The sequence below is a fragment of the Spirosoma horti genome (assembly GCF_054776595.1).
Genome location: NZ_BAAHBQ010000007.1, coordinates 499,107 through 520,905, shown reverse-complemented (window position 1 = coordinate 520,905; position 21,799 = coordinate 499,107). Strand labels below are relative to the sequence as shown.

The following is a 21,799-nucleotide window of genomic DNA, read 5'->3' as shown; positions in this document are numbered from 1 at the left end:
AACAGAGTCGTTAAGCCCCGTACTGCCGATGGTACTGCTGTCACAAGCGGGAGAGTAGGAAGATGCCACCTATTGAAACCACAGAAGGCCTGTCCCAAAAGGACAGGCTTTTTTGCGTTTAAAGACAGCTTTTAAAAAGGTTGTTTTAACCCTAGTCAATCAGGAGAAAATTTAGCTTAAGCAAGTACAGTTGGTGCAAATTGGTCTAAAGCTGGCAACGTAATTTTCTCAAGCAATTGCTCTTCCAGCAGTTCCGCCCAGGCATTCATATAAGTAATAACGTCTTCCCGTACATTGTGCTTGAGATGCCTCTTTTCAAGTGGAAAACGAAGTAGAACCGCGCGGTCATCAAGACGTTCAAGATGCTTTAAATCTTCAAGCATAAGTCCTACATTAAGCAGCTCATTAATTAACAGATCGATGGGCATTTGGCTTGTAGAGCAGTAATCTTCAGCCTGCTCGTTCCAGTCGCCATGGCGTTGCATGGCATACCGATGAATCTGATCTTTGTTAAGTTTGGTCAGTTGTTGAGCAAGGTTTCCGCAGTTGCAACCTCCCATATGTCCCCATTGGTAAGGGGCGCCCTGCTGTAGGCTGGATGCTGTTTGACGGAGTGCATAAATCAATTCAGGGGTTGGGCGGGCCATAGTTATTGAATTTTAGTTTGTAGTTCGCAGTACTACCCGCCAAACAGTCGTTCTAACAGTTTTGTTCATACAGACAAATACATGAAAAAGCCCGCATCGATGCGGGCTTTATAATTAGCGTACCAGTTCCATTAGGTCTTTATCGTTTACTTCCTTACGGATGTCTGCCATATCGAGGAAGCGAGTGTATATCCCATCGAGTGTTGGCTTATCGTAGCGGAAGCCGAGTAGTTCGAGCCGATGTTTCAGCGCATGGCGGCCGCTACGGGCTGTCAGTACAATCGAAGACTTAGGTACCCCTACATCGTGCGGATTCATGATCTCGTAGTTCTCTGAATGTTTTAGGAAGCCATCCTGATGAATACCCGATGAGTGTGCAAATGCATTGCGGCCAACAATCGCTTTATTGGCCTGTACAGGCATGCGCATCATCTGCGATACCAGATTGCTGACCGGAAACAGGCGCGTTGCATCAATGTTGGTGTGCAAGCCTAATTCTTTCTTTACCTTGAGCGCCATCACAACCTCTTCGAGTGAGGTGTTTCCTGCACGCTCACCGATACCATTCATGGTTACTTCTACCTGGCGGGCACCGTTCATGACGCCTGCCAGCGTATTGGCCGTTGCCAGACCAAGATCATTGTGGCAATGAATAGAGATAGTAGCCTGATGGACATTCGCTACGTGCTCATAGATGTAGGCTATTTTCTTCCCATATTCATCGGGTAAACAATAACCTGTTGTATCCGGTATATTTACGACTGTAGCGCCTGCTTTAATGACGGCTTCTGTTAGCTGAGCAAGAAAAGCCAAATCAGCACGACCAGCATCTTCGGCATAGAACTCGACATCTTCAACATACGTTTTTGCATGTTTTACAGCTGCGATTGCCTGCTCCAAAATCTTCTCACGGGTACTGGAAAACTTATTTCGGATGTGAATATCCGATGAGCCAATACCTGTGTGAATACGCCCCCGTTTTGCCCATTTAAGTGCTTCGCCAGCGGCATCTATATCGCCTTTTACAGCACGACTGAGCGCACAGATGGTTGGTTCAGTTACGGCTTTCGATATCTCAACGACAGAGCGGAAATCACCCGGGCTTGATATTGGAAAACCTGCTTCGATAACATCAACGCCCATCCGTTCCAGTTCTTTCGCTACTACAATTTTCTCTTCGGTGGTTAATTGGCAGCCCGGAACTTGTTCTCCGTCGCGCAGAGTAGTATCAAAAATGTAAACTCGCTGGCTCATAAGCTGGTATTGATTGGAATAGAAATGATTCAATGATTAGAAAAAAGCCCTTCCTCTGGTCAGAGAAAGGGCTTTTAAGTATAGCGTAACCTTCTCCGTCTTAGAAAACGTTTAGAATTTGCAGTCGGCAGGTTAAAAGATTAGTCATAATTTAAACTTGCGAAATTTCGCTGTTCGCGTAAATACGCTACAAAAGTAAGCGTTTCTATTAATTTTACAAATGAGAAGAAAAATCAATTTATTAAAATTTACTTATTTTTAAGCCGCCAGATAGCGTAAAATCTGATCGCCCATTGCCTTCGTTCCCAGAAGCTTATCAGCAGGCGTATTGGTGTCTGCTATGTCTCGTGTACGAAAGCCTGCTTTAAGGACAGAATCAACGGCGTTAACAACAGCTTCAGCTTCTTCCTTCATCCCAAAAGATATATCCAGCATCAGGGCTACTGACAATACCGAAGCCAGTGGGTTAGCAACGCCCTTACCTGTGATATCGTGCGCTGAACCGTGAATAGGTTCATATAAGCCTGTTGTGTCGCCCACCGAAGCAGACGCTAACATACCCATCGAACCCGCAATCTGACTGGCTTCATCCGTTAGAATATCACCAAATAAGTTGCCTGTTACAACAACGTCGAAACGCTTGGGGTCTTTGATCAATAACATAGCGGCCGCATCGACAAACTGGTGCTCTACGGTTACTTCAGGATAACGGGGCGCTATTTCCTGCACCACTTCTCGCCATAAACGCGATGATTCCAGGACATTGGCCTTGTCAACCGAGCATAGCTTTTTACGTCGGGTCATAGCCGCATCAAATGCTTTTATGACGATCCGCTCTACTTCATAACGGCTATAAATCATGGTGTCGTAGGCCGTATTACCGTCGTCTTTCCGGCCTCGCTCCCCAAAATAAACATCTCCCGTTAATTCGCGAAAGAACAGGATGTCTGCTCCTTTTAATATTTCAGGTTTGATACTGGAGGCACTTAGAAGTTCATCAAAAAGTTTTATTGGACGAAGATTGGCATACAAACCTAATGCTTTACGAATACCCAGCAACCCCTGCTCCGGTCGGACTTTAGCCGATGGATCGTTGTCGTATTTGGGATGGCCAACGGCACCAAACAAAATGGCATCAGACGCTTTAGACTTTGTAATGGTTTCGTCGGGGATTGGGTTGCCTGTAGCTTCAATAGCCTCATGGCCAATCAGGGCAGTATCGAAGGTGAATTCATGCTTGTATTTAGTGGCAATTGCTTCGAGAACCTGTTTGCCAACTGTTGTTACTTCCTGACCGATGCCATCACCGGCAATGACTACAATGTGTTTCTTCATTTTAAAAAGTAAACGAGTGACTGAGGCAACTGCACTGGCCACCCGTTTTGATAAACGAGTTAAATAGAATATGAAAAAATGGACTGAGGCAAACTAATACCCTTATCTTATGTAGGTCGGATAGCTTCGGCAATAACGTTCTTGCCAATAACCTGGCCTACAGTTAATTTGTCAAACAAACGGCTTACCGGAAAAACAACACGGTCATAAAAAATTATTGATTCTTTTGTGATCCGCCCGTCGTTACCGAGCCATTTATAAATGAGGGAAATAAAGTACCCCGCAAAGTCGTAATACTGGCAATACGTAACCTGTAGTCCGGCATCTTCCAGAATTTGGCGAATCAGCTTCTTATCGTAGCGTCGGTAATGACCGACATGTTCATCCATGTTACTGAAAATTTCCTGACGCGCTGGAACGAAGACTTTAAGGCGGCCACCCGGCTTGAGCTTTCTGTATAACTCCTTCACAATTTCGCCGTGGTGTTCGATATGCTCCAGCACATTGATGGTGTAAATTAAATCGTATGTTTTTGCCAACTGATTAATGTCTGTATATACAGGCTGTTTAATAAGCGGCAACAACTCCGGGTCTATCTCGGCAGCATCTACGCTGCCTACTGGAAATCGATTGGCGTATTCGCCATTGCCCGCCCCAAAATCCAGGATAGCCTCGCCGGGACGAATGTCACGTGCCACCCACTGGTAAAGACCGCTGTTGTAGTTGACGGCATGGCTCATCATCGCCAGATTATCCGCTCCGTTGTATTCTACTTTATCTGCAGTTTGTTTAGCTTGGCTCATAAGCTTGGATGACGGATTTAACGTTTAAGGTTACTGCTCTATTTAGGGAGCACTAAGATATTAAACGAACGATCAATTTTAATCCAAGGTGTTGAGCATTTTTTGCGTCGCTTTTATGGCCGATACGGTCTGGTCAGAATCAAGGCCCCGCGTTTTAAATTCACGGTTATTAAATTTCCAGGTAATGATCGTTTCGCAAAGAGCATCTGTCCGGCCACCTGTCGGAATGCGGACAGCGTAGTCGGTTAGCACGGGCAATGTGAGTTTCTTTTTGCTGTAGACCTTCTTTAAGGCGTTCATAAACGCGTCGTATTGCCCATCGCCCTGGGCACTTTCCTCAAATTGCTCATCAGCGATTCGAACGCGCAGCGTAGCCGACGGCTTAAGATCCTTGGAATGCGTTAGAACATAATTGAGCACTTCCACACACGAGGCAACGGCGGTGTTATTCAGCACGTCGGCAATGATGTAGGGTAGATCTTCCCGAGTGACCGTTTCTTTTTGATCGCCTAATTCAATGACACGCTGGGTTACTTTCTTGAGGTCACCTTCCGATAATTGAATACCTAATTCACGAAGGTTGTTATCAATATTCGCCTTCCCCGACATTTTACCCAGGGCATAGCTGCGTTTCCGGCCAAAGCGTTCGGGTAATAGGGCATTGAAATACAAATTGTTCTTTTTGTCACCGTCGGCATGGATACCCGCTGTTTGGGTAAATACATTATCGCCAACAACGGGCTTGTTATCCGGAATACGCAGCCCCGAAAAGGTCTCAACGATCTTGCTGACCTGATACAACGATTTTTCAACAACGCCCGTCCGTACATCGGGCATAAAGTCCCGCAATACCGCAATCGCACTGGCCATAGGTGCATTACCCGCCCGTTCGCCCAGGCCATTAACGGTTAAATGTATGCCATGTGCGCCCGCCCGAATCGCTTCCATTACATTCGCAATGCTAAGGTCGTAGTCGTTATGGGCGTGGAAGTCGAAGTGCAGCTCAGGATAGCGGTTGACCAGCTGGCTGACGAACGCATAGGTCTCGCCTGGGGTCAATACGCCCAGTGTATCGGGTAGCAATACCCGGCGTATGGGCTGGGTGTTGAGGAAATCCAGAAACTGGAACACATAATTGGGCGAATTACGCATGCCATTACTCCAGTCTTCCAGGTAGATATTGGCCTGGAACCCCCGTTGCTTACCTGCGCGGATTACCTGCTGAATCTCGGCAAAATGTTCATCTGGTGTTTTCTTAAGCTGATGAACCAGATGGTTAATCGAACCTTTCGTAAGCAGGTTCATGACCCGGGCGCCCGATGCCTGCATCCAGTCGAGGGAGGCTTCTCCATCCACGAATGTCAGCACCTCAATTTTATCGAGCAAACCAGCGCCGGCAGCCCAGCCTGTAATTTGCTGAACAGCTTCTAACTCCCCCGCCGACACGCGTGCCGAGGCAATCTCAACCCGATCTACTTTAACTTCAGTCAAGAGCAACTGAGCCAGTGCCAGTTTTTCGGATGCAGAAAACGACACTCCGCTGGTTTGTTCACCATCGCGGAGTGTCGTGTCCATTATTTCAATGTAGCGACGTTTCATAGATAAAGAGCGAAAGAGTGAATGAGCGAAAGAGCGAATGAATTAAAGGGTAGCCAGCGCATAAATACATTTTGTGCGATAGCCAGTCTTTCGCTCTTTCACTCTTTCGCTATTTCGCCTTTAAAAAGGTCTCGTTTCAGCGAAGGCTCCGATTTCTTCTTTCATCGACAGGAGGTAGTCGATATCGTCGTAGCCGTTGGTGAGGTTGTGCTTCTTGTATTCGTTGATCGCGAAGCTTTCACTTTCGCCCGTTGCCAGCAGCGTGACGGTTTGGACCGGTAAGTTCACTTCGAGTTCGGTCTTCGGGTCGGCTTCGATGGCCGCGAAGATTTTCTCCAGGAATTCGGGAGTGACCCGGACCGGCAGGATACCGACGTTGATGGAGTTGGCCTGGAAAATATCGGCAAAGAAGCTCGACACAACGCAACGGAAGCCATAGTCGTAAATGGCCCAGGCGGCATGCTCGCGGCTTGACCCACTACCGAAGTTTTTGCCAGCTACCAGAATTTTTCCTGAATAGGTCGGGTCGTTCAGGACGAAATCAGCTTTGGGCGTATTGTCATTGTTGTACCGCCAGTCGCGGAAGAGGTTATCGCCAAATCCTTTGCGCTCAGTGGCTTTCAGGAAACGGGCGGGGATGATCTGGTCCGTGTCGACGTTCTCATTCGGCATGGGAACGGCACTGCTGCGGAGTATGGTAAATTTATCGTAAGCCATTAGTGAAAAGGTTGGTTTGAAGTTTGGCGTTTAAAGTTTGACGTTATCGTACATCTGGCTATCTATCGATAATCAAGTGGTGAAACGTCAAACATCAAACTTCAGACTAGTTAAGAAACTCGCGAGGATCGGTAACGACTCCCGTAACGGCGGCAGCGGCTGCTACCAGCGGACTTGCCAGCAGCGTGCGGGCACCTGGCCCCTGCCGACCTTCGAAGTTGCGGTTGGAGGTCGATACGGCGTATTTACCCGCTGGAACCTTGTCTTCGTTCATGGCCAGACAGGCTGAACAACCCGGCTGACGCAGTTCAAAACCGGCCTGGGTCAGAATGTCCAGAATACCTTCTTCCTGAATTTGTTTCTCAACTACGTGTGAACCCGGCACTAACCAGGCCGTGATGTTGTCGGCTTTCTTGCGGCCCTTTACAATCGACGCAAAGGCGCGGAAATCTTCAATCCGGCCGTTGGTGCAGCTGCCGAGGAACACAAAATCGACCGGCTTGCCAATCATGGTTTCGTTTTCCTGGAAGCCCATGTATTGCAGCGATTTTTTGTAGCTGGCAGAACCGTCTTTTACGCTGTCGGCCATTGGAATCTGGTGCGTAACACCGGTGCCCAGACCTGGGTTTGTTCCGTAGGTAATCTGTGGCTCAATATCGGCGGCATCGAAGGTAAGATCGAGGTCGAACGTAGCGCCTTCGTCGGTTTTGAGGGATTCCCAATACGGAACGAGCTTGTCCCACTGCTCGCCTTTGGGCGATAGTTCGCGGCCTTTTAGGTAGTCGAGGGTGGTTTGGTCGGGAGCGATCATACCACCACGAGCACCCATTTCGATGGTCATGTTACAAACCGTCATCCGGCCTTCCATGGTCATGTTCTCGAACACTTCACCGGCGTATTCGACAAAGTAGCCCGTAGCACCGCTGGCCGATGTCTGCGAAATGATGTACAGAATAACGTCTTTGGGCAGCACCGCTTTACCGGGCTTACCATTGACGGTAATCCGCATCTTCTTCGGCTTCGGCTGCATGATGCACTGCGTAGCCAGCACCATTTCCACTTCCGATGTACCAATACCAAAGGCAATGGCCCCGAAGGCACCGTGTGTTGAGGTGTGCGAGTCGCCACAAACGATGGTCATGCCGGGGAGAGTGATACCGTTTTCGGGACCAACAACGTGTACGATACCATTCTTAATGTGGCCCAGCCCCCAGTGCGAAATACCGTAGGTTTTGGCATTGCGCTCCAGAGCCGCCAACTGATTGGCCGACATAGGATCGGCAACGGGCAGGTGCTGGTTGAGCGTTGGGGTGTTGTGGTCGGCGGTAGCAAAGGTGCGGTCGGGATACAATACCGTTGCACCACGGCCTTCGAGACCTAAAAAAGCCACCGGGCTCGTTACTTCGTGGATAAAATGGCGGTCGATGAACAACACATCGGGACCATCTTTAACCTGCCGGATGACGTGCGCATCCCAGACTTTATCGAACAGGGTTTTTGGGGTACTCATAACTATAGAGGATAACTAATCGCGGTAATTTCTTTAGTGCTTTTCAGCTATTGTGACAATAGGGAAAGGTGGCTACAAAATTGATAAATCTTAGCCAATGGCAAATCCCGCCATTCGTCCAGTAAATAGCGATTTTAGTCCAAAGTAGTTTGGTGGGTGGAAAGCGGCATTGGGGGTAGGAGGTGAAGGTGGGTTCTTGAAATCTGTATGTGCATTCAATGAGAAGTTTTACGAAATCTCATAAAGTAACAGCTAACGGTTTGGGTATTGCAGAGGTAGGTGAAATTAAGGCACTTCAGCCCAAGCCTTATTCTTAAGACAAATTGACAAATTACACATGAGCCTTTATCCTTCAACCTCCATTTTTGCAAACCCCTGTTAGCGGCCGTTTTTATTCTTGCGTAATGACTGTTTTAGTAAACTCAAAATATAGTCGATATCTTCAAGGTCTGTCAACAAAATTTCGTAAGCACCATTACCCCAATGTCCAACATTAGAAACGTCTCTCGCTATATTTTTTTGGTCTTGTAATTCACTGCTTTTTAAGTTCAGAAATATTTTTAGCCCTTTTGCTTGTAAAACTATGTCACAAAAAATATTATTGTCTACTTTGAACCCGACAGTTTGCTTTTTGGGTTGGACGGTCACATTATCGTCCAAATTTAGAAGTCTTTCTTTAAGCTGTTCGTATAATTCTCTGGTTTCAAAGCCTACCTTTTGTAAATGGTCTTGTTCTGTAAAAACTTTCACTTCTTTACTTACAGCATCAACCGTTACATCGTTACGTGAGATTGTTTTAATACTTTCTTTGGCTGATGCTTTTTGGATTTGCTCATAAGAAATTGTGTTATTGTCAAACTTTTTAACTTCCCATAATTCAATTGGCAAGTCTTTAAAGTTAATTGCTTCTCTTTGATATGTCGTGAACATTGGCGAAACAAAAATTACTTTCGATTGTGTCCAATCAACATCGGTTCGTTTTAGGCTTTGATTTTGACTTTCATTAAATTCAAGAATAAAGTCCGCTTTGTTGTTAAGCATTAATGAGAGGTAAGCGTAGCCTTGATCAATAACACTAAATGTCTTGTCTCGTTTATATTCTATTATCACAAACGATTTTGCCTCCTTGTCAAAAGCTAAAGTGTCAATACGGAACCCGTTTAAAGAAAATTCTGATTTTATAAAGTCAAGATGCAGTAATGTTTGAAGATTTTGTTCGGTCAATTGTTGGATTTCCCTTTCAAGTTTGAAAGAAGTTTCTTTTATGTGTTCTAACTTTTCTTCAATTCTAAATAATGGCATATTGTCTGTCTATAATGGTGGTCTGTAAAACTTCTGCTAACGAATTCTGGATTTTCGTTCGGGTGGGTAATCGAAGCACAAAAGTCGGTATTATTACTAAAGTTCAATTAGAAAACTGCTATTGAATTTTGCACTTCAGTCTGCCTGACGCAAAACCCATGTTGGCAGTAGTTGTTTTTATGTCGTTTTTAAAGTCCATCTTCTCGTTTCGATAACCACTGTCTATACTTGTTTTTGTAATTATCTTTTGTCAAACTGTCTTTAAGTAAAAAGTCTACACCACCGTCATAAGGTGCAATAATTGCATTTTTGTTAAACGAAACGAAAAATGCTCTAATATTATCTTTAGCAATTTCTCTTAAAAGGTTGTCGTGAAAATTTGGCCTCCAAATTGTTTTAGCAAACGCGGCTCTATAAATGTCAGGTTCGTCATACTGTTCTGGGTCAATTTTGTATAAGCCAATTTTGTCAAGTCTTGTAAATATGAATGACTTAAAGATTTCTTCCTCATCTGTTATGTGAATTACTCTTTGGTCTCCCCAATTATATTCTCCTGTCACAAGTAAAATAGGAGTGTCAACTCCAAATAAATCGGTGATTATTTCATTTTGTCTTAATAAAAGTGTTTCCCATTCAGTATCATTTGTCGCATAGCGTTTTGATTCCGGTAAACTATGAATTCTAAACCACCTGTCCGAATAGTCGTTTTTGAACAAATATTGAATCGGAAATGTGTTTGGGTAATTTAAAGCCCAAAGATTATTAAATTCTTCTTTTGTCATTATGCCGTTTTACAATTGCTGTAACTCTTTAATATAGGGAAGTTTTGTTGCACTCTTTGCATTTACTCAGACTATTTTAGCTCAATATATTACTTTTTTATAAAAAATACCTTTGCAATTCATTGGTGGGTACAGAGATAAATTTACATTTTCTGTGTTGGTCTTATCATTCGAGTTCGACACATCGAATTGGCTTCGGCTAAGGAGCAACATGGCCTCATTAGAAAAACGAACGCACGCATACTTGTTTACCTGACTACTTTCTTAAAGCGACAACGCCACCAATTCCCCCGGATGGCCGACCGCGCCAACAGCTACGACAATATACTGCTTGCCGTTCATGGAATACGTCATGGGTAGGCCGGATTGGTTGGCGGGTAGCTCGATTTCGGAGATGATGTTTCCCGTTGCTTTGTCGTACGACCGGAACTTGTTGCCGCCACCGCCATCGGACCCATACAGGCCCGCACCTTCTCCGGCAAATAGCAGCGTTTTGGTGACCAGCATACCCACCCGGTCCGGAAGCCCGGTTCGGGGAATCTTGATGCCTTTCAGGGCCGGAACGTCTTTTACCCAACTTGGCGTGTCGGCGTTGGGTACCATCCATTTATGATCGCCGGTGTTCAGGTCTATGGCCGTGATTCGTCCGTAAGGCGGTTTCACGAGCGGCAACCCATACGGACCAATGCGGGCATTGCCCATGTAGGCCACGTAATCCATGTCCGAAATAGCCGGAGCGGCCTCCAGACTCATGGGCCGGATAACGGTGCTCGATGATACATAGAGCATGCCTGTTTCGGGGTCGACCACACCGCCCTGCCAGTTGGCCCCACCCACCGCATCGGGGAGCATCAGGGTGCCCAGGTTTTTGGGTGGATCATAGACGCTGACGGGTGTAAAAAGTGGCCCTTTTTTATACCGGCTGACTATTTTCAGGGCCGCTTTCTTTATCTCGGGGGTGAAATCGACCAGAATATCATCTGAATACCCTTGTCGATCAAAAGCGGCTGGCTTGGTTGGGAACGGCTGCGTGGGCGATGTCCATTCGCCTTTTACATCGCTTTTCGGGACGGGCCGCTCCTCAATGGGCCAGACGGGTTTTCCGGTAACACGGTCAAACACGAAGGTAAACGCCTGTTTGGTGACCTGCACAACCGCTTTGATGGGTTTGCCGTCTACCCGAATATCGGCCAGAATAGGCGGGGCGGGTAGGTCGTAATCCCAAATGTCGTGGTGGATGAGTTGGTAATGCCAGACCTTTTTGCCCGTTTTTGCATCCAGACAAACCAGACTCTGCGAAAACAGGTTGTTGCCCGGCCGGTGCCCGCCATAGAAATCACCCGTAGCGGCTTCTAAGGGCAAATACACATAGCCCAGAGCGGGGTCGGCGGTGAGAGGTGCCCAAGCTCCGGCGTTTCCGGTGTACTGCCAGCTGTCCTTTTCCCAGGTTTCATTCCCGGCTTCACCGGCCTGCGGAATGGTGCGGAAAATCTAGAGCTGTTTGCCGGTCTTTACGTCGTAGCCCATGATGTCGCCCCGAACCTGTTTCTTGGATGTTGGGGCTAGTCCAACGGGGAAACTGGCGCCCATGATAATCACATCGTTGACGATGATGGGGGGCGAGGTTGAGCCAATGGTGGCCGTAAGCGGGTCGACATGTGGGCCAAGGCCTTTTTTGAGGTCCACTATGCCGTTATCGCCAAAATCGGAGATCAGATGCCCGGTTTGCGCATCGATGGCGATGAGTTGAAAACTGGGTGTGATGTAAATAACCCGGTCTTTCCCTTTGTCGGGCGAGGTCCAGTAGGCGACTCCCCGGCCCGAATTCTGACGGGGCACATAGGTCTTTCGGTCTTTTTCGTCGAACCGGAAGGTCCATAAGGTTTCCCCGGTTTCGGCATGGATGGCGGCTACGGTCCGGTTTGAACCCGCTGTTGTGAACAGCACGCCGTTCACCATCAGGGGTGTCGATTTAAAGTAAAATTCCGGGTTCGGACCAAAATTATCGGTCTTCCAGCGCCAGGCAATTTTGAGCTGTTTGGCGTTGTCTTTATTGATCTGGCTCAGGGGCGAATAGTTGGAGCTGGCATAATCGCTCCGGTGCTGCCGCCAGTCGCCCTCAATGGTGGTGGGCTTCTCCGTGTACACGGCGGGTTTAAACTGCATGCTCACCCGCGATGAGGGGGGAGGGGTACCAATCGGGATCGCCTTCAACCGTGCTGTCGCCGACGGTAACGCTACATCGCCCTCCGGAAATCCGTTGGCATTCAGAATAAACGCGATCAGCGACGCGTACGACGCATCATCCAGCGAATGCGGATTGGTTTTGGGCATGGACGACTTGGTGAGGTCGAACAACTGCCCTACTGATTGAGCGCTCCATTTGCCAACGAACCGCTGACCAACCAGCGCATTACCGCCTTCCGTTCCCCGTAAATCCCGCCCATGACAGGCCGCGCAATGCGTAGCAAAGAGGGTGGCCCCCGCTTCGACCTGTTTTTGGGTAAACACGCCCAGGTTCGCCGTTAGCCCGGTTTTGGGTTTGGAGGGCTGTTGCGCCTTCAAGCCTGGATGAAAAAGGAAACAGAGTAAGCCTACGGATATAAACAGATTTTTCATGCAGCCGGAATAACGGTAGGGTCTATTCGCACTAAAAAGTAGGCGAGCGACCGTATATACCGCAGAGCTGACTTTTTTGCCGATATGGATCAATTCAGGGCATGCCGATTTCATCTCGGCCGTGAGTCCTGCTTGGTCTCCATGATCGTTCAATGTGTTAGCTCATTCAGTCTCCTGTCGTAACAGTAGCTTGCGCTCGTCTGCCCCACGCAATGAAAATGGCAAGGAGCGCAAAGACGATGTTTACGCCACTTTGCGAGGCTTCTCCTCTTGCTATGTGAAAAACGCTCGCAGCCACCATCAGGGCTATTATTCCATAGGCTGCATAACTTGTCAGTTTGGGCCGGATGCGGAGCAACGCAGGCAAAACCAGGCCGATACCTGCCAATAAATCGACTACCCCTGTTTGTTTAACCAGCGTAGTGTGGTCAGCCGTCCACGGCCACATGGCGGCTAATTGATCGACTGGCTGAAAAAGCTTCATGCTTGCTGCCCAGATTAAACTGACGGCTAACAGTACCTGAGCTAGCCAAAGGGCAACAGTCAGTAGGGTTGATTTCTTTTGCTCGCTTGTCATATCCGTATCATTTGCGACAAAACTATCTACATTCGCTATCCAAACGATATTACTTCCTGTTGAGATAGCGCTATCCAAAGGGGAAGTAATGTAAACCATGAAACGAAATGCTGTCGACAGGTGGTTGCCCCAAAACGATGCTTTCCATAAAGGATGCCCTTGAAGCGGTTGAGGGAAGATGGAAGTTGTTGATCCTGTTCTCGTTGTCAGAAAGTCCCAAACGATTCAAGCAAATAGCCAGAGAGGTTAGCGGAATAACGGACAAAACGCTATCCAAAGAGCTGAAAAATCTGGAAGCGAATAAACTTGTCCTTCGGCAGGTTCACGACACCTTTCCGCCAACCGTTGAGTATTCCATTACGCCACATGGTATGTCGCTCGAAAAAGTGATAGATGAACTTCATTTTTGGGGATTAGCTCATCGAAAGGAAGTTATAGGACAATGATTGTCTGCGTGCTCAATGCGCTGTGGTTGCCGGTTGCGCCGTTGAGTGAATGATTTTCTCGCCCGGTCTGAGATTACACCATTCGCTTCGGCGTTGCGCCGTATTGGCTCTTATAGGCCTTAATAAAATGCGAGACGCTTTCGTAGCCAATTTCCATACTCACTTCCGAGACATTCTTATCGGTGTTGCGGAGCAGGAAATGGGCGTGTTCCAGTCGCTTCTGGCGTATCCAATGGCCGGGTGATGTATGAAAATGATCTTCGAACTCTCGTTTAAACGCCGACAGGCTTCGGCCTGATAATTTAGACAGTTCACTCATAGACAGCGGCTTGAGGAAATACGTGTTCATCAGGTAATCGAGATCCGTCTTCTGCCCCTGATAAATATGGAGCAATGTCGCCCGCAAGTGGCCCGACATGTCCAGTTCGAGCAGGTGTAACAGTAATTCCTGAAATTTGAGCCGAAGCAACTCATTCAAAAAGGGAGTTTTGGCACCAAAATAGGGAAGTAATGAATTTATAAAGGTTGTGAACGTCGGCGATGACGAAAAGGATAGAATGAGGTCGGCTGGTAGGGGAGTGGGCAGCGCCTGGAACAAAGACAGGTGCTGGCTGACAAATTCTTTCAGTAGTTTCTCATTGACAAAAAACACCAAACTTCGGTAGCTGTTGTCTATGGATTCATTCATGGAGTAGCATCCCCGTTGAAAAAACAAAATATCACCTTTGCGTACGTGCAGTTCCTGCGTGGGCGAGCTAAACTTTTTCTCGCCTTCCAGTACCACAATGACGGCATGTTCTTCAAAGAAAACCTCGTTCCGTTCAGGATATACGTCACTGCGGTAAGCCACAAATTTCATCTCAGACGCGTCGGGTCGCCGGATGTTCAGTGATTCGAACTGATTGGGCTGGATGGATGAGGGAACGCGGAGCATGGAAGAGTAAGCTTATTTGCCAGAGAGTTTTGCTAACTCCTGCTCAATGATTACATCAATCTATTCTTTGTTTGCAGGAATATCAACTGTAATAGCTTCCCAAAAGAGAGTTTTGTCTATATCCCAATAGTGGTGAATAAGCTGATCACGTAGTGCTGGAAAAGCTCGCCAGTTAAACGTTTCTTGGTTGAACAAGTTTTTACTTGAAACTTGTTCAATGGCCCTGCCAACAGTGAATAGACTGTGTGTTAATGCCCGGTTATTTTGAACGGCTATGATCATAGCATTGTCAAGTTACACCAAAAACTGAAATAAGTCGGGTTGGTCGTTGAGGTACTCGAACACGATGTTTTGCGCCTGCATTCGCTGAATAAGCGGACCGAAATCGTCCCGATGTTTGAGTTCGATGCCAACCACGGCGGGACCTGTTTCACGGTTTGTTTTCTTCGCGTATTCGAAACGGCTAATGTCGTCGTCGGGACCGAGTACGTTCAGGAAATCGCGGAAAGCACCAGCCCGTTGCGGAAACCGAATAATGAAATAATGCTTCAGTCCTTCGTATAAGAGCGAGCGTTCTTTTATTTCTTCCGTCCGGGTAATGTCGTTATTTCCCCCACCGACCAGGCACACGACATTTTTCCCTTTAATCTCATCTTTCAGAAAATCCAGTGCGGCAATGGATAGGGCTCCGGCTGGTTCGGCTACAATGGCTTCCTCATTGTAGAGTTGAAGAATAGTCGTACACACCTTTCCTTCCGGAACCAGCAGGACGCGGTCCAGGTTTTTCCGGCAGATCTCAAACGTTGTGTCACCAACACGCTTCACGGCCGCTCCGTCCACAAATTTATCAATATGATCGAGCGTGACGACATGGCCTTCGTCAATGGCCACTTTCATGGAGGGGGAACCAGCGGGTTCTACGCCGATGAGTTTGGTTTTTGGGCTCAACTGTTTGAAAACCGCCGAGACGCCCGACGCCAAACCACCGCCACCAATGGCCATGATGAGGTAGTCGATCTTGAAGTTAGAGTCTTTAAAAATCTCTAACCCAACTGTTCCCTGACCTTCCATTACCTGTACATCATCGAACGGATGCACAAACACACTGTCGTGGGTGTCCACAAATTCCATCGCTGCATGGTAGGCATCGTCGTAGGTATCGCCAATGAGAACCACTTTTACGAACTCTTTCCCAAATAGTTTGACTTGCTTTACTTTCTGGTTGGGCGTCGTCGTCGGCATAAAAATGGTACCATGAACGGCCATTTTTCGACAGGCGTAGGCCAGGCCCTGAGCGTGGTTGCCTGCACTGGCGCACACAACGCCGTTGGCCAGCGACTCCCTGGTCATACTGGCCATTTTATTATAAGCCCCCCGAATCTTGTAGGATCTGACGACTTGTAAATCTTCCCGTTTGAGGAAAATAGTGGCTCCGTATCGGTCTGATAAATTGATGTTCTCCTGAAGGGGCGTATGCACCGCCACGCCACGAAGCCGTTCGGCGGCCAAATAAATATTATCGAGATCAGGAAAGGTGAATTTCTTGTCGTCTACTACAGTGCTCATAACGTAAAGTTAAGCAAACAACCCATAGGGGCGCCTATAAACATGATTGGGTTATTGGTTATTGAATTATCAACCGACGTGGTCAACAATTCAATAACCAATAACCCAATAACTAATAACCGGAAAAATTAGCTCCGCTCCGGGCGCAATGACCGGACGGCTTTACCAGCCTGCCACATTTCTGAATCGCGCAGTTCAGCCAGTTCTACTTCCAGCTTTTCGCGGTAGTCGGGTTGTGAATTGCGGGTGATGCTGATTTCGGCCTGCTCCTGCGATTTCACCGAATTGTACAATTGCTCGAATACAGGCTTCGTTGCATCGTGGAAAGGTTTCCACCAATCGAGGGCACCACGCTGGGCCGTTGTCGAACAGTTAGCGTACATCCAATCCATACCATTTTCGGCTACGAGTGGCATCAGCGACTGGGTCAGTTCTTCAACCGTTTCGTTGAACGCTTCCGAAGGGCTGTGACCATTAGCCCGCAGCACTTCGTACTGAGCGGCAAAAATACCCTGGATAGCGCCCATCAGCGTGCCCCGTTCGCCGGTTAAGTCAGACGTTACTTCTTTGTAGAAATCGGTTTCGAACAGATAGCCCGAACCAACGCCAATACCCATGGCAATGGCTTTGGTCCGTGCCTGACCCGACGCATCCTGGTAGATGGCGAAGCTGGAGTTCAAGCCTTTGCCTTCTACGAACAGGCGACGAAGCGACGTTCCTGATCCTTTAGGGGCTACGAGGAATACATCGACATCGGGCGGAGGAATGATGCCGGTTTTTTCTTTATAAGTGACACCGAATCCGTGCGAAAAATACAGCGACTTACCTGGCTTAAGCGCAGCTTTCACCGTTGGCCAGAGTTCAATCTGAGCGGCATCGGAGAGCAGGAAGCAGATGATCGTGCCTTTTTCTAACGCTTCTTCGATTTCGAACAAGGTTTCGCCAGGTACCCAGCCATCGGCGATGGCCTTGTCGTATGTTTTGCCTTTCCGCTGTCCAACGATAACGTTAAAGCCATTGTCGCGCATATTCAACGACTGGCCGGGGCCCTGTACGCCATAGCCGATTACGGCTATGGTTTCATTGGCCAGCACCTCACGGGCTTTCTCTAACGGAAATTCTTCCCGCGTTACAACTTGTTCCTCAACTCCTCCGAAATTAATCGTTGCCATGTTTAATTGGTTTTGTACTCGTATTGTGTAATTGTGATTGGTTATAAATAATACGCCCATTCGGATTCGGGTAGGTACTCGACCAGACCCTTTTCTGTTTTGCCGACAGCTACGCGACCCGAGCGAACAAACTCAAGAATCTCGTACTGCTTGAGGTATCCGAAAAATTTGAAAATCTCCGTATCATTTCCTGTTTTCTCGATAACAACATAATCCAGACCCCAGTAAACGACCCAGGCTTTGTACTCTTTGTTGATGGTTTCAACATCCAGCGACTTACTGCCAAGTGGCGTCGAAATCTTGAACAATGCAATTTCGTTATAAACGATCTCATCATTGAGATAACCGAATACGGCCATCACTTCAACGATCTTCCGAATCTGACGGACCAGCTTTTCAACCTCCTCGCGCGATTCGTGCTTGATGACAATAGTGAACCGGGATACGCCTTTTCGCTCCGTTTCCGATACGGTCAGGCTCTCGATGTTGATGCGTCGGCGGGTGAAAATGATCGTGATGCGGTTCAGCAGCCCAATGGTATTTTCCGTGAATATGCAGATGGTGTAGGTCGTCATTTTATTTCAGTCTAATCTGCGAAACACTGGCTCCGGCGGGCACCATCGGAAATACGTTCTCTTCTTTTTCGACAATCACTTCGAGCAAAAATGGTCCATCATGGGCCAGCAGTGTGTCGAGGGCATCGGATAAATTGGACCGTTCATCACAGGTTTGGCCATCCATACCAAAGCCGCGGGCGATGGTAATGAAATCAGGATTTTGCAGCTCAACGAACGAATAGCGTCGCTCATGAAAAAGCTGCTGCCATTGCCGCACCATGCCCAGGAAATTGTTGTTCAGAATGATAGCCTTTACGGGCTGCTTGTTCTGCACAATGGTGCCAAGCTCCTGTAGCGTCATCTGAAAACAACCATCGCCAATAATGGCGACGACCTGCCGGTCAGGAGCGCCTACCTGGGCGCCAAAAGCCGCTGGTAAGGCAAAGCCCATGGTACCCATACCCCCCGATGTAACCAGGCTATTGGGACGCCGAAACTGGTAATAACGAGAGGCCATCATCTGGTGCTGTCCTACATCGGTCACCAAAATGGCTTCCCCTTTTGTCTTCTTCGACAGCATGTCGATCACTTCGGCCATTCTGATCTTACCCTCCGTATTGGTCAGTTCGGGAACTGTGATCGTTTCGTTCTCGATGGCGTCATACTTACGGAACTCATTTCGCCAAACTGTATGGTCATTGGGTTTTACAAGCGGCAACAAGGCTTTTATGACTTCTTTCGCATCGCCAACAACCGGTGCGTCGGCCCGAATGATCTTGTCAATTTCTGACGGATCAATTTCGATGTGAACGACTTTGGCCTGTTTGATGTATTTGCTGGCGTCGCCCGTTACCCGGTCGTCGAAGCGCATGCCGATGGCAATAATGACATCAGCCTGATCAGTCATTACATTGGGACCGTAGTTGCCATGCATGCCCAGCCAGCCAACATAAAGCGGGTGATTGGTAGGGATGGTGGATTGCCCCAGCAGCGTCGTTGCCACGGGAATTCCTGCTTTCTCGGCAAGCTCGCGTAGTTCATCTTCCGCTTTGGCAATCTGAACACCATGTCCGACAAGAATGTAAGGCCGTTTGGCCGAATTGATCAAGGCAGCCGCAGCTTCGACCTGCTCCTGCTTAGGGATGCGTCGTGGCCGGTAGCTCACCAGACTCTGGCAGCGCTCGTACACGTAGGGCTTGGTCATTAACTCCAGCTGAGCACTTTTGGTCATATCGATCAGCACAGGCCCCGGCCGACCGGATTGCGCGATGTAGAACGCTTTGGCCAGTATTTCAGGCACTTCGTCGGCATCCGTGATCTGGTAGTTCCATTTGGTGATCGGCATGGTAACGCCCATGACATCGGCTTCCTGGAACGCATCGGTACCGAGTAGTTTTTTGCCAACCTGACCAACCAGACAAACCAGGGGTGTAGAGTCGATCAGGGCGTCGGCAATGGCAGTCACCAGATTGGTTGCTCCCGGCCCGGACGTGACGAGGCAAACGCCCGCCCGGCCCGTCACACGGGCGTAACCCTGTGCTGCATGGCCGGCCCCCTGCTCATGACGGACCAGAATGTGATTTATCTGATCCTGATAGTCATACAGGGCATCGTATACGGGCATAATGGCGCCACCGGGGTAGCCAAAAATGGTCTCTACACCTTCGGCTAACAGCGCTCTCATCAAGGCATGCGAGCCGTTGATGTATGTAGGAGCCGGTGCTTCTATTGGGGCAGTCTCCACTGCATGCGCGGTTTCCGGTTTAATACTGGCGATTGCTTCCATGATGTATGATCAAGTTAAAGGTCGTATTCAGTTTGTTGACTTACTGTTGTTCGTAGTTTTCTAAAGCTATTGGCAATGTGATCTAGATAAGTTAGATCGTCATTCATAAAGAAATTATCTTTAGATTCCGTAGAACACGCTGACGCATTCGTTCATTTTTAAGACCTCCCTCTGATACCAGATCAACCTTTAAGTCCAGTATCTCTGATAATTCGCGTTCCATCCTAACGAATGTTAACAAGGAAACCGGCTTGATGAATTTAATCAGAATATCCAGATCACTACCTGGACTATTCTCACCCCTTGCCCACGATCCAAAAATACCTATCCATTCAAGCTGATATGGTTTTAGGTAATTAAGGATTTGTTGGTTTTGAGTGGCCGTAGTCATTGTTTCAGGCAGTGATGTTAGTTGTCAGTACATCGGAGATTCAATAACTCAAAAATAGTTTCGATCATTCGTGAGTAGGCGGAGAATCCGTTGTTACACTTCATCCGTTACGCAACCTTCACTCGCTGATTTTACGTTGCGGATGTATTTGCCCAACACACCTTTCGTGAAAAGGGGGGCGGGTTTCTGCCATTCGCTTTTGCGCTGTGCCATCTCTTCATCCGAAATGTGAAGCGTCAGTTCGCGGTTGGTAGCGTCGATCGTGATCCGGTCGCCATCCTGGACGAGGGCAATTGGCCCACCTTCAAATGCTTCCGGCGTAACGTGGCCCACCACAAAGCCGTGAGTTCCCCCCGAAAAGCGGCCGTCGGTAATCAGCGCTACTTTGTCGCCCAGGCCCGCGCCCATGATGGCCGAGGTTGGCTTCAGCATTTCGCTCATACCGGGTCCACCTTTGGGACCGGCGTTGCGAATTACGATCACTTGACCCGGCAGAATCTCGCCTTTCTGGAGTGCATCGATTACTTCGCCTTCGTGCTCACACACTTTCGCGGTACCATCGAAACGTAGGCCTTCTTTGCCGGTAATCTTAGCCACAGAGCCCGTTGGCGACAGGTTGCCGCGCATGATCTGAATATGGCCGGTTGCTTTGATCGGATTGCTCAACGGCCGTACGATCTGTTGGGTGTCAAAATTCAGGTCGGGTGCATCAGCCAGGTTCTCGGCGACTGTTTTTCCGGTTACTGTCAGGCAATCACCATGCAGCATACCATTTTGATAGAGGTATTTCATGACGGCCGGCACACCGCCAATTTCGAGCATATCTTCCATGTAGTACTTACCGCTTGGTTTCAGATCGGCCAGAAAAGGAACCCGGTCGCTGATTGCCTGAATTTCGTCGAGCGTTAAGTCAATACCTGCCGCCCGGGCAATGGCCAAAAAGTGCAGCACAGCGTTGGTAGAACCGCCCAGCGCCATGACCACCGTTAACGCGTTTTCCAGTGATTTACGGCTAATGATATCGGCTGGTGTAATATTACGTTCGAGCAGAAGGCGCATGGCAGCACCAATTTTCTTGCACTCTTCCTGCTTGCCTTGGTGGGTGGCGGGGTAGCTGCTGCTAAAAGGTAAGCTCAACCCCATTGCCTCAATGCTACTGGCCATTGTGTTGGCGGTGTACATACCCCCGCAGGCACCGGCCCCCGGAATGGAATTTCTAATGACGCCTTCATAATCTTCGTCAGAAATATTCCCCGCGTATTTTTTGCCCAACGCTTCAAAAGCGGAGACGATATCTAGCTTCTGTCCTTTATAATGGCCTGACCGAATGGTGCCCCCGTATACCATAATACCCGGCCGATCCAGGCGTGCCATCGCCATAACGGCACCTGGCATGTTTTTATCACAACCGACAACTGTCACTACGCCATCGTACCACTGAGCTGCCACGACGGATTCAATAGAATCGGCGATCAAATCCCGGCTGGGTAATGAATAGCGCATGCCATCATTCCCATTGGTCATACCATCGGATACGCCAATCGTGTTAAAAATCAACCCGACCAGGCCGCTGGCCTGAATGCCCTGTTTTACGTAGACCGATAAGCCGTTCAAGTGCATATTGCAGGTGTTGCCTTCATAGCCTGTGCTGGCAATGCCGATTTGCGCCTTCTGCATGTCTTCCTCGCTCAGACCAACTCCATAAAGCATGGCTTTGGCGGCTGGATTACTTATTTCCTGGGTTAGAGTACGACTAAATCGGTTCAGTTCGGTTGTAGGCTGCTCGGCAATCATAATTAACA

Annotated in this window: 19 protein-coding genes and 1 pseudogene; 1 reads left to right on the top strand and 19 read right to left on the bottom strand. The window is 48.2% G+C overall.

Features of this window, described 5'->3' with window-relative positions; translation table 11 throughout:
• Positions 1–176: 176 nt before the first annotated feature.
• From ACYVAM_RS23675 to ACYVAM_RS23625, 11 genes and pseudogenes are all read right to left on the bottom strand, one after another.
• On the bottom strand, positions 177–647 hold the full coding sequence (locus ACYVAM_RS23675) for a hypothetical protein (RefSeq protein WP_461071683.1): 471 nt from the start codon (positions 645–647) through the stop codon (positions 177–179).
• Between the two features lie 114 nt (positions 648–761).
• Positions 762–1,901, bottom strand: a complete 1,140-nt coding sequence (locus ACYVAM_RS23670) for a 2-isopropylmalate synthase (protein ID WP_461071681.1) — start codon at positions 1,899–1,901, stop codon at positions 762–764.
• Positions 1,902–2,159: 258 nt separating this feature from the next.
• On the bottom strand, positions 2,160–3,236 hold the full coding sequence (gene leuB / locus ACYVAM_RS23665; protein WP_461071679.1) for a 3-isopropylmalate dehydrogenase: 1,077 nt from the start codon (positions 3,234–3,236) through the stop codon (positions 2,160–2,162).
• A gap of 107 nt (positions 3,237–3,343) precedes the next feature.
• Positions 3,344–4,039, bottom strand: coding sequence for a class I SAM-dependent methyltransferase (locus ACYVAM_RS23660; protein WP_461071677.1), 696 nt, complete (start codon positions 4,037–4,039; stop codon positions 3,344–3,346).
• A gap of 78 nt (positions 4,040–4,117) precedes the next feature.
• Entirely contained in the window at positions 4,118–5,638 is a 1,521-nt protein-coding gene (locus ACYVAM_RS23655) for an alpha-isopropylmalate synthase regulatory domain-containing protein (protein ID WP_461071675.1), read from the bottom strand.
• Between the two features lie 120 nt (positions 5,639–5,758).
• Positions 5,759–6,355 (bottom strand): 3-isopropylmalate dehydratase small subunit, encoded by a 597-nt coding sequence (leuD, locus tag ACYVAM_RS23650; RefSeq protein ID WP_461071673.1) that lies wholly within the window; start codon positions 6,353–6,355, stop codon positions 5,759–5,761.
• A 106-nt stretch (positions 6,356–6,461) separates the two neighbouring features.
• A complete protein-coding gene (gene leuC, locus ACYVAM_RS23645; protein WP_461071671.1) occupies positions 6,462–7,865 on the bottom strand; it encodes a 3-isopropylmalate dehydratase large subunit in 1,404 nt (467 codons plus the stop codon).
• 378 nt (positions 7,866–8,243) lie between these two features.
• Positions 8,244–9,167, bottom strand: a complete 924-nt coding sequence (locus ACYVAM_RS23640) for a DUF5655 domain-containing protein (RefSeq protein WP_461071669.1) — start codon at positions 9,165–9,167, stop codon at positions 8,244–8,246.
• A 188-nt stretch (positions 9,168–9,355) separates the two neighbouring features.
• Positions 9,356–9,949, bottom strand: coding sequence for a DUF3885 domain-containing protein (locus ACYVAM_RS23635; RefSeq protein ID WP_461071667.1), 594 nt, complete (start codon positions 9,947–9,949; stop codon positions 9,356–9,358).
• Positions 9,950–10,213: 264 nt separating this feature from the next.
• Positions 10,214–12,568, bottom strand: a pseudogene (locus tag ACYVAM_RS23630) (outer membrane protein assembly factor BamB family protein).
• 166 nt (positions 12,569–12,734) lie between these two features.
• The gene (locus tag ACYVAM_RS23625; protein ID WP_461071665.1) at positions 12,735–13,145 is read right to left on the bottom strand and encodes a DoxX family protein; all 411 of its coding nucleotides are present in this window, start codon (positions 13,143–13,145) and stop codon (positions 12,735–12,737) included.
• 137 nt (positions 13,146–13,282) lie between these two features.
• On the opposite strand from ACYVAM_RS23625, the gene ACYVAM_RS23620 reads away from it, so the two are divergent.
• Complete coding sequence (locus ACYVAM_RS23620; RefSeq protein WP_461071663.1) at positions 13,283–13,591, top strand: winged helix-turn-helix transcriptional regulator; 309 nt, start codon at positions 13,283–13,285, stop codon at positions 13,589–13,591.
• A 73-nt stretch (positions 13,592–13,664) separates the two neighbouring features.
• Here ACYVAM_RS23620 and ACYVAM_RS23615 read toward each other — a convergent pair whose 3' ends face one another.
• From ACYVAM_RS23615 to ilvD, 8 genes are all read right to left on the bottom strand, one after another.
• On the bottom strand, positions 13,665–14,525 hold the full coding sequence (locus tag ACYVAM_RS23615; RefSeq protein ID WP_461071661.1) for a helix-turn-helix transcriptional regulator: 861 nt from the start codon (positions 14,523–14,525) through the stop codon (positions 13,665–13,667).
• Between the two features lie 60 nt (positions 14,526–14,585).
• A complete protein-coding gene (locus ACYVAM_RS23610) occupies positions 14,586–14,807 on the bottom strand; it encodes a HepT-like ribonuclease domain-containing protein (protein WP_461071659.1) in 222 nt (73 codons plus the stop codon).
• A 12-nt stretch (positions 14,808–14,819) separates the two neighbouring features.
• A complete protein-coding gene (gene ilvA, locus ACYVAM_RS23605; RefSeq protein ID WP_461071657.1) occupies positions 14,820–16,091 on the bottom strand; it encodes a threonine ammonia-lyase in 1,272 nt (423 codons plus the stop codon).
• Positions 16,092–16,219: 128 nt separating this feature from the next.
• Positions 16,220–17,263: a ketol-acid reductoisomerase gene (ilvC, locus tag ACYVAM_RS23600; protein WP_461071655.1), complete on the bottom strand. Its 1,044-nt coding sequence runs from the start codon at positions 17,261–17,263 to the stop codon at positions 16,220–16,222.
• 41 nt (positions 17,264–17,304) lie between these two features.
• On the bottom strand, positions 17,305–17,838 hold the full coding sequence (gene ilvN, locus ACYVAM_RS23595) for an acetolactate synthase small subunit (RefSeq protein ID WP_461071653.1): 534 nt from the start codon (positions 17,836–17,838) through the stop codon (positions 17,305–17,307).
• 1 nt (position 17,839) lies between these two features.
• A complete protein-coding gene (ilvB, locus tag ACYVAM_RS23590; protein WP_461071651.1) occupies positions 17,840–19,606 on the bottom strand; it encodes a biosynthetic-type acetolactate synthase large subunit in 1,767 nt (588 codons plus the stop codon).
• Positions 19,607–19,709: 103 nt separating this feature from the next.
• A complete protein-coding gene (locus ACYVAM_RS23585) occupies positions 19,710–19,997 on the bottom strand; it encodes a nucleotidyltransferase family protein (RefSeq protein ID WP_461071649.1) in 288 nt (95 codons plus the stop codon).
• A 93-nt stretch (positions 19,998–20,090) separates the two neighbouring features.
• Complete coding sequence (gene ilvD / locus ACYVAM_RS23580) at positions 20,091–21,791, bottom strand: dihydroxy-acid dehydratase (protein WP_461071647.1); 1,701 nt, start codon at positions 21,789–21,791, stop codon at positions 20,091–20,093.
• Positions 21,792–21,799: the final 8 nt, after the last annotated feature.